This is a genomic window from Hanstruepera flava, from assembly GCF_023634025.1.
Lineage (GTDB): Bacteria > Bacteroidota > Bacteroidia > Flavobacteriales > Flavobacteriaceae > Hanstruepera > Hanstruepera flava.
In genome coordinates, this window is sequence record NZ_JALJCW010000009.1 from 1 (window position 1) to 9,439 (window position 9,439).

Consider the following 9,439-nt stretch of genomic DNA (forward strand, 5'->3'; position numbering starts at 1 on the left):
CTACTTCTGAAAATCCTCGCGGATTTTCAGTTTGGTGTGTACTTGCTAAGTTAAGTGCTAACACACGCAACTACCCATAGCCGAGACCGTTGGCAATAATTATGAAAACAATACTTTCAATAATTTTATTTTTAAGCTTTACTACAAGTTCAGTAGTAAAAAAAAGAGTTTTACCATACGGAATAGTTATTTCTAAAGCTGACTTAATTGTCGAGGGAAAAATATCTGATGTATCTCATTTCGTATATGAATATGAATTTGAGGTAACTGATTTCGTCAAAGGAAAATCGGAAAATAAAATAACTGTAGATATGTGGAAAGAATGGACTTGTGATAAACGAATTAAGAGACCAAAAGTTGACCAAAGACTCATTCTATTTCTAACAAAAAATCAAAATAATGAATACGAAATAATAAATGGAAGTACAGGAGAATTATTCATTACGGAGAATGACTCAATTAAGACTTTTACATATTATGACAACTTCCCAAAGCTTGACGAATTAAAAAAAGGAATCAAACTTTTTCAAGAATCATTTGAATTTTATGGAGAAATGTATGGCTATGGGAAAGACCGCTTTTTTAAAAGACTTAAAAGCGAATCTGAAATTAAAAAACTGGAAAAAGAAAATGAATTCTTTAAATCGACTGTGGATGGAATTCAATATTATGAAATAAAATAACTATTGCCAACAACGTGTATAACTCATTGCGGCTGAATTCCTAATCGGAATTCATTGCAATTTGCTATCTTCGTGTTACGGCGGAAAATCCTCGCGGATTTCCCGCAACGAGCCATACACAAAACCGTTGTGTTTAATTAAAAAAGACTGTGGTAGTAATATAGAATGAGAGATAGTATTCAGAAAATAAAGAATTTGTTTATCGATTGGATATTTCGACAGAATCACGACCGAGAAGCTAATCGACTTAATTCTGAACTAGAAAATAAATACTATAAATCAAATTCGACTGACATAATTGAAATCCTAAAAGAACTTGACAAAAATGCAGGCTTAAGTTCTTACGACATAGTTCCGTTTTTAAAAAGAATCGGACTAATGCCTTATAAGTATTCTTTTGTGGAAAAAGGTAGTGGTGGCGCAATAACTGACCGACAAAGAAACGACGAACTTTTCAAAGAACTTGAACAACTTGAATTTATAAGGATAATAGAAAATAAATTGTTTTCAGTAGAACATGGAACTACATATCCAACACCTGCCGAAGATTGTGTTTTGAGGGTTAAGTTATTGCCAAAAGGGATTGACTATTTGACCGAATATAGAAAAAGAACAAAAGATAGATTTTATCAAAAACTTACAATAGTACTTTTGGTAGTCGCATCGGTGTTATCATTACCTCAAGCGTGTAACCAAACTTTAGAATGGTTCAAAAAGGACGACACCATATACAAAGTAAACATAATTAACAAAGATAGCGAAACAAAAAAGAAAGAACACCCAAAGACAGCAGATGATTTGAAAGACAATTGTCGAATTAGAGAGTCCGACAAAGTAACGAAGATAAATCCAACGTCTAAATCGACTGAACATGAAAAAAAATAACTAAACACAACAACGGCTATAATTCATTGCTATTACTAGCGTACTTGGAAAATTATAAACCACCACTGTTTTTCGTTGACCTAATTTTTTAACGCCTTGACCACGCAACGAAATCATAGCCAAACCGTTAGCCACAATGTATGTCGACCGAACTAACAAAGGAAATAAGAGACATTTTAAATCATCCTTGGAAACGAGAGATGCTCTTTCAAGATAGAATTAAATGGAATAAAATTTGGGCATCGTTGGACACATTTGATGACACCCAGGAGGCTATTAATCATTACTTAAATCTAGATAAGTTTGGTCCCTATGACGGCGGATATCTGTACATTTATGGTGTTTTACAAGCGATTAACTTGCAACAAGATGCTTTGAATAACTTGCTGAACGCATTATTTGACAAGACAATAAATTGGGAAACTGAATATCCAGAATTATATAAAATTAGAGAATATAGAAATGATTCTATTGGGCATCCAACCAAACGTGGAAATGACAAATCATTTCACATGATCGGAAGATATTCAATTTCAAATGGAGGGTTTACACTTGCCTCATATTATCCAAAAACTGGTGACAAATCAAAATTTCAGGAAATAAACATTTTGGAATGTATTGAATCTCAATCGAAATTATTAAAAATAATTCTTTCAGAAACAATGGATAAGCTTACTAACGAGTTTCAAAAACACAAGAGGAAGTTTAAAGGAGATAAAATAAGAAATAAAATTCCTAACACATACGATTATCACGTATCAAAATTATTTGAACACGCTTTCGGCAACTATCCGATTGTTGAGACGAACTTCAAAATAATTAAAGATACTATAGCCAATATTAAAAATGAAGTTGAGAAACGATATTTTAAAATTTCTGCTTTACAAGGACTTGAAGACACGATAAACCAAATTGACTACATCATTGAAAGGTTAGAAACTACCTTAATAAATAATAAGATAAGTGATGAAAAAGAATTAAGAGTTTTTATTCAGGCTTTACGCAATCATTCATACGAATTATTCGAGATGATTGACGAAATGGACACCGAATTTGAATAATCAAACACAGTGGCTAACAACGTATATCCTCAATGGTGAGATTAAGAACAAAATCAAACGTCCAAGAATTTTTATTACATTTGGCTTAATCTGAATTGGTTCAGGCTTATTTGCCTCACCACTGAAGCATATACGAAAACGTTAGCTGTAATTTGAACAAAATATTATGGAATTATACAATATTGAAGATGCTCAAACTCTATTAGAATATTATAACCCAATACTGATTGGATTATCTATAGAACCACCTAATAATTATCCAATAACGAGCATAGAAATTCAAGAATATGAAGGAAATCAATTTCGTGTTATTTGCAGAGTAGCTGAATACGCCGGAGCTACCATAATAGACGATGTTGCTAGCGTAGCAGAACGACATAATATGATTTTACCAAATGAGGTTCTTGAAATAAATGAGTGAATTACAGAAATATAGTTTTGACGGAATTTATGGATTGATTGATTTAATTGAAGGTAATGTTAATATTGAAACTTCATTCTGGAATTATGACGAGAAATATTTCATTGAACATTCAGCTAAATTCAACAAGGAAACACTTCTTCATCAATACTTTGTAGTTACTTGTTTAAATGACTATTGGAGAGATTTTAGAAAAAGTACAGATTGGTATGAAGAAGAAGGAATTCTAGATGATTGGTATGAAAAGTTCAATCAATATAATATTTCAATCCCTAAATATAAACCTCGAAAGAATTATGATGCTTATAAATGGTTTTCGAGACACATAGATAAATTTGAATTACTCTTTGAAAACCTATCAAACGAAGCATTCTACATACTATTTAACAATAGGGACTTTCTCTTGAAATTCAACAAGATAGTATCTGATACAGTATATGATTTAAGTTCAGAATATCCTGAAAAATTCATTACAAAAAAGGGAACTATAAAGAGAACTAATATACCTGTTTGGGTAAAAAAGGCCGTTTTTCATAGAGATAAAGGAAGATGTGTATTTTGTAATACAGACTTAACTAATTTGATTAACACTTTCACAAAAAATAATTTTGACCATATAGTTCCTTTAGACTTATATGGAGCAAATGACCCTTGCAATATTCAATTAACTTGTGAAAGATGTAATAAAACAAAAAGTAATTCTGAACCTTCAACATCAAGTAAATATTATTCTTGGTGGTAAAAAAAGACAATTGATATTGTCTAAAATTTAAATGAACAAAAAGGAACAATTAAAAAGCGACCTTGAAAAGATTACTAAAAGTATCGTTACTTTTCTTCAATCCTTTGAATTCTGCTATTATCTAAACTACCCAAAATCAGAAAATCAATTAGATGAAAAACATTTGAAATACATCACGAATTCAGGTTTCTTTTCATTTTCAAGATATGCACTGTGGCGGGTCACAATTTTAGAACTTCACAAGTTGACAAATGACAATAAAGAAACGGATAAATATAATCTTCACCACTTATTGAGAAAACTAGATAAAGGTGGAATTTATCAATCATTAGAAGTAAACAAAGCGAAAGTTAATGAGTGGAAAAGTGTATTAAATAAACAGAAGGAATCGATTGACCAAGTGGGCAAATTAAGGTTTAAGTTATATGCTCATACTGACGGCAATTATAAAAACGTAATCGACAATTCTGAATTGACTTTGAAAGCAACGGAGGAATTGATTAATGATATAGTTAAAATTATATTCGAAATTTATTTAATCATATTTGATACTCATTTTGATTTAAAACCAATTCACGACAGGAAAGTAGTGAGGAGAATAATTGAGGATATATTAACTAAACGAGAATTGGACAGAAAAAATATTGTCGAAAATTTTATAAAAAATGCTAATAATAAAAACTACAGCTAACAATGGCTATAATTCAGCGTGGCTGATTAACTTTAAACAAAAATACTAACTAGTTCTGGCTGATTTCTACTTTGGACAAATCCGGTGGATTTATCCACACCGAAATCATAGCCGAACCGTTGTGCGTAAGTTGAGAATGACGAAATCTGAAACAAAATTATTAATCGGGATTGGAGTTCTGATTTTGCTAATTGATATTTTCTTAATGAAATATTGGATTAGTAATATTAAACCCGACCCATTTATGTCTGTTGGAGTTGAATCGTACAGACTTGAAATATTTGGAGCGAATATTCTGATTGGAATTATTGTTTTCTTTATTAGAAAAAGACTTTTGATTTTGTTCTTTATCAATTCAATAATCTGTTATTGGATTTTTTCTTTTTTCTGGAATAGTTGGATTGAGAATCATCCATATTCATCTACTGAATATAGTTTTCAAATCGAGAACAGAAAGTTTGTTTTGGGAATTGACAGAAATCCAAACACTTTTGGAATTGAAGAAATCATATCTGAATCAAAGGATACATTAATTACAATTGGAATGCATGAAAAAGTTGGAGACAGTTTAAAGCTGACAAGTATGCAAGAGACTATGTATTTTCACAATTATAAGTTGAACGGATTTTCGATAAGTCCAAACGCAATTGAACTGAATAAAATTGAATAAAAACCTACGCACAACAATGTATAACCGCAATTACGGCGGATTCGACTACGTCCGAATCCACTCGGAATTGCTAAAGCCTGTGATAAACCGAAAATAATCGCTAATTAAACCCGTAACTGACGGTTATACGAGACCGTTGTAAGTAATGCCAAAAAACCCAGAAACCAAGTGAATAAAACAATATTTGAAATTACCAAAATGGATTGTCCTTCAGAGGAAAATCTTATCCGAATGAAATTGGACGGAATTTCAAGCATTGCGAATTTGGACTTTGATATTCCGAATCGAAAATTGACCGTTTTTCACAGCGGAGAAATTGACCAAATCGAAAAGTCCGTTATCGAATTGAATTTAGGTGGAAAAAAAATCTCAACGGAACAAACCGACCAAACGGAATTTAAAGAAAACGAAAATCAGAAAAAACTACTTTGGTCTGTACTTGCCATAAATTTTGCTTTTTTCATTATTGAAATGACAACAGGAATTATCTCAAAATCTATAGGACTTGTTGCCGATAGTTTAGATATGCTTGCGGACAGTTTTGTGTACGGAATTAGTTTGTTTGCGGTTGGCGGAACAGTAATAAAGAAAAAACGGATTGCCAAACTTGCTGGATATTTTCAAATAATACTTGCGATTATTGGATTTGTAGAAGTCTTGAGAAGATTTTTCGGAAACGAGAAACTTCCCGATTTTTCAACAATGATTATAGTTTCGATTTTTGCACTTATTGCAAACGGAATTTGTCTTTATATTTTGCAAAAGTCAAAGAGCAAAGAAGAAGCACATATGAAAGCGAGTATGATTTTCACCTCGAATGACGTGATTATCAATTTAGGAGTAATAATTGCTGGAATTTTGGTAAATTGGTTGAGTTCGAGTAAACCTGATTTAATTATTGGAACAATCGTTTTTGCGTTGGTAATTCAAGGTGCATTCCGAATACTGAAATTGAGCAAGTAAGCGAAAAAGCACTACTTACAACAACGTGTATAATTAATGGCTAGTTCTCGCCTACTTACGAAAATCCTCGCGGATTTTCTATTCGGTTTTTATTTGTTAAATTAGGTGCTGAAACACGCCACTAATCATACACAAAACCGTTGTGAGCAATAAAAACCAACCATATGAAAATCAAAATTCTAACCTTGTTTGCTTTTCTTTTTGCTATTTGTAGTTGCAAAAATGAAGAACAACAAACAACGAATGAACCAGCAAATGTAAATGAACTTTATAAAGGACCAATTATTGATATGCACATTCACGCATACAATGAAGAAATAGGTGGAATGATGTTCGGAATGAACCATCCTAACCCATTAAAAAATGAAACTTACACAGGAGTTCAGACGCCTGAAGAACAAAAAGTAGAAACCTTTAAGAAATTTGAAAAGCATAATATAGTTCTCGCTTTAACTTCAGATGGTCAACTCTGGTTTGAAGACGCACCTGATAAAATTCTTATTAGCGGTAGAAATATGCCTTTGGACAGTTTAAGGAAAATGGCTGAAAGTGGAAGTCTTTCTGCTATAGGTGAACTGAACCCGTTTTATGGCGGAATAACAGCGGATGATGAAAGTCAGAAACCGTTTTTTGATTTGGCGGAGGAACTTAATCTACCTCTTGGCTTCCATATTATGCCTGGTGGACCACCTGGAGGAATTTATCATATGGGTATGGATAGAGTCAGAGTGAGAAATGCAAATCCGAAACAATTGGAAGAAGTACTTGTGAGTCATCCTAAACTAAAAGTATACGTAATGCACGGTGGCTGGCCTTATTTGGATGATATGAAAGCTATGCTATATGCTCATCCGCAATTGTATTTGGACATTGCCGCAATAGATTGGATATTACCAAAAGAAGAACTTCACAACTTCCTGAAAGGATTAGTAGAATCTGGGTTTGGTAATAGAATAATGTTTGGAACCGACCAAATGGTTTGGCCAGAGACAATTGACATTGCAGTGGATGCGGTAAATTCAGCTGACTTTCTGACTATAGAACAAAAGGAAGATATTTTTTTCGATAATGCCGCGGAGTTTTTGAGTTTATCAGAAGAAAAAATAAAGGAATTAAAATCAAAATAATTACTGCTCACAACAACGTGTAAGCGCAATAACGGCTGAATTTCCTAATCGGAAATTCAACTCGTTTTGCTAAATTAGGTGCGTCAGCGGAAAGTACTCGCACACTTTCCCGTTACTGACGCTTACACAAAAACGTTGTAACACATTTGACCAAAACAAGAAAATGCAGGAATTCAAAGATTGGAAAGAGTTTATTAACCAAATTTTAATTGACAGCGGACAATTTGAAAAACCAATAACTGAATTCAAAGGAGAAGCGGAAATCGAGACATTCAAATCGACGGATAAAAATTCTCAGACTGAAATTCGAGTTGGATATTTAAAAGACAATTTGCTAATCTATCTGCATATTTTCAATCCGACAGTTCCTGGATATAATAAATATGTGGAAGGAGAATATTTCTATCAACACGATTTTAGCGATGACGGAAAAACTTATGGAAACCCAGCATTGGAATTTAATGAACGGAATCGAAATGGAATTATATCAATTCTCGAAAAAGGACTTAAAGGAAAAGAAGTTCAATTCGTGAAAAACAACAAAATTCTGAAATCCAAACTTTATATAGCTGAATTTGACTCGAACTTTAGATATTCTTATGACTTTACGAAAAGGGGATTTTGGAATAAAATATTCGGACAGAAAATTGACAAAATAAACGGAATTGAAAAACGAGAAATAGAACTAAATAAAATATTTAACGGAATAAAAAACGTGTTACAACACCGTGTATAGCTCATTGCGGCTGAATTCCTAATCGGAATTCTTTGCAATTTGCTATCTTTCGGTCACGGCGGAAAATCATAGCTGATTTTCCGCAACGAGCCATACACAAAACCGTTAGCACACATTTGAGAAATACTATGAGAATATTAATAGTATTGATTTTAATTCTCGGAATTAATTCTTGCAAAGCGCAATCCATAACGGAAAAAAATCTAATCGGAAAATGGATTTTAGTTGCGGAAACGGACTCTTTCTCTGAGGATATTGAGCCGCTTACGGAAAATAACTCTGACTCGAAAGCAGAATCTGACTCAAAAGCGGAACTGAAAACCACTCTGACTTTTAATGAAGACAAAAAAATATTCATTAACCAAATGGGAAATGAATATGAAGCAACTTATAAATTGACTGACTCAATTCTGACCATCGGAAATCGGAAATATGTTATTGTAAAACTTGAGAAGAACAAACTGATTTATAAAGACAAAGACGGACTTTTTGACAATCATTATAAATATAAAAAAATGGAATAAAAAACGTGTGCTAACAATGTATAAATTCAATTGCGGCTGAATTTCCTACGGAAATTCATTCCGATTAATTATCTTTCAGCTCAATCGGAAAATCGTGCCGATTTTCCGCAACTGAAATTTATACGCTAACGTTGTACCACATAAAAATAGAAACATGAGATATTTTTTTTCCTTTATCATTATTCCGATTGTTTTATTGTATTCATGCAATGAAACTGAAAAGACATCAGATACCACTAACAGCCAAGAGTTGAGTCAAGAACAGCTTGAACAAGAGGTATGGGATGCAATTGAAGGTAGATTTAAATCGTGGAAGGACAATGATTTTGAAACTTATATGGCTTATCATCATCCCGATTGGAAGAAATGGGAGTCAAGAAAAAATGAATTGACAACAAAGGAAGGAATGGCCAAATTTTGGGAAATTATGAAGGCGGAAGAAGAGTGTTTAGAAATGGAGGTTACCCCCATTGAAATTAAAATACTAGATGGTGGTAAATCAGCTATTGCACACTATACACATACTGAAACATTCACTTATTATGGTGAGGATATGCCTGATGGACCAACAAAGGGAAATACCTTTAGAGGGACTTTAAGATGGAGTGATTTTATGGTAAAGGAAAATGGCAAGTGGCTTGTAATTGGCGGACATCGGGATATGAGTATGCCAGAAGGAAAGTTAGTTCAAGTAAATGACTGAAAAAAATACGTGGTACAACAATGGCTATAATTCATTGCTACTACTCGCCTATTCCCAAAATTAGTTTAACTTTAAACGGCTGGATTTCTACGGTCGAAAATTCCGCTGGAATTTTCAACGCAACGAAATCATAGCCTAGACCGTTGAATCACATTCAGCTAAAGCTGACCAAAGTTACTACGTGCTGCGCACTCCCGTCCCTTTGGATATGTGATTCAACGACAGCGTTATGC

The 9,439-nt window shown here is 33.0% G+C and carries 12 protein-coding genes; all 12 read left to right on the top strand.

Translation table 11 applies throughout. From position 1 onward, the window contains the following. Positions 1–101 precede the first annotated feature (101 nt). A complete protein-coding gene (locus MTX13_RS14255; protein ID WP_250437356.1) occupies positions 102–683 on the top strand; it encodes a hypothetical protein in 582 nt (193 codons plus the stop codon). 165 nt (positions 684–848) lie between these two features. Next, entirely contained in the window at positions 849–1,568 is a 720-nt protein-coding gene (locus MTX13_RS14260) for a hypothetical protein (protein ID WP_250437358.1), read from the top strand. A 140-nt stretch (positions 1,569–1,708) separates the two neighbouring features. After that, positions 1,709–2,629 carry a hypothetical protein gene (locus MTX13_RS14265; protein WP_250437367.1) on the top strand — a complete coding sequence of 307 codons (921 nt, stop codon included), beginning with the start codon at positions 1,709–1,711 and terminating at the stop codon, positions 2,627–2,629. Positions 2,630–2,795: 166 nt separating this feature from the next. Continuing rightward, positions 2,796–3,050, top strand: coding sequence for a hypothetical protein (locus MTX13_RS14270; protein ID WP_250437369.1), 255 nt, complete (start codon positions 2,796–2,798; stop codon positions 3,048–3,050). Then, the gene (locus MTX13_RS14275) at positions 3,043–3,792 is read left to right on the top strand and encodes an HNH endonuclease (protein WP_250437370.1); all 750 of its coding nucleotides are present in this window, start codon (positions 3,043–3,045) and stop codon (positions 3,790–3,792) included. Before MTX13_RS14270 ends, MTX13_RS14275 begins: the two co-directional genes overlap by 8 nt. Positions 3,793–3,823: 31 nt before the next feature. Then, positions 3,824–4,483 (top strand): AbiU2 domain-containing protein, encoded by a 660-nt coding sequence (locus tag MTX13_RS14280; protein WP_250437374.1) that lies wholly within the window; start codon positions 3,824–3,826, stop codon positions 4,481–4,483. 205 nt (positions 4,484–4,688) lie between these two features. Further along, on the top strand, positions 4,689–5,153 hold the full coding sequence (locus MTX13_RS14285; protein WP_250437375.1) for a hypothetical protein: 465 nt from the start codon (positions 4,689–4,691) through the stop codon (positions 5,151–5,153). Positions 5,154–5,321: 168 nt separating this feature from the next. Beyond that, positions 5,322–6,116: a cation transporter gene (locus MTX13_RS14290; protein WP_250437377.1), complete on the top strand. Its 795-nt coding sequence runs from the start codon at positions 5,322–5,324 to the stop codon at positions 6,114–6,116. Positions 6,117–6,406: 290 nt separating this feature from the next. Beyond that, a complete protein-coding gene (locus MTX13_RS14295; RefSeq protein WP_250437380.1) occupies positions 6,407–7,243 on the top strand; it encodes an amidohydrolase family protein in 837 nt (278 codons plus the stop codon). Between the two features lie 163 nt (positions 7,244–7,406). Next, positions 7,407–7,979 (top strand): hypothetical protein, encoded by a 573-nt coding sequence (locus MTX13_RS14300; protein WP_250437382.1) that lies wholly within the window; start codon positions 7,407–7,409, stop codon positions 7,977–7,979. A 128-nt stretch (positions 7,980–8,107) separates the two neighbouring features. Further along, positions 8,108–8,503, top strand: coding sequence for an META domain-containing protein (locus MTX13_RS14305; protein ID WP_250437384.1), 396 nt, complete (start codon positions 8,108–8,110; stop codon positions 8,501–8,503). A 154-nt stretch (positions 8,504–8,657) separates the two neighbouring features. Next, on the top strand, positions 8,658–9,206 hold the full coding sequence (locus MTX13_RS14310) for a YybH family protein (RefSeq protein WP_250437398.1): 549 nt from the start codon (positions 8,658–8,660) through the stop codon (positions 9,204–9,206). The last annotated feature ends 233 nt before the right edge of the window (positions 9,207–9,439 follow it).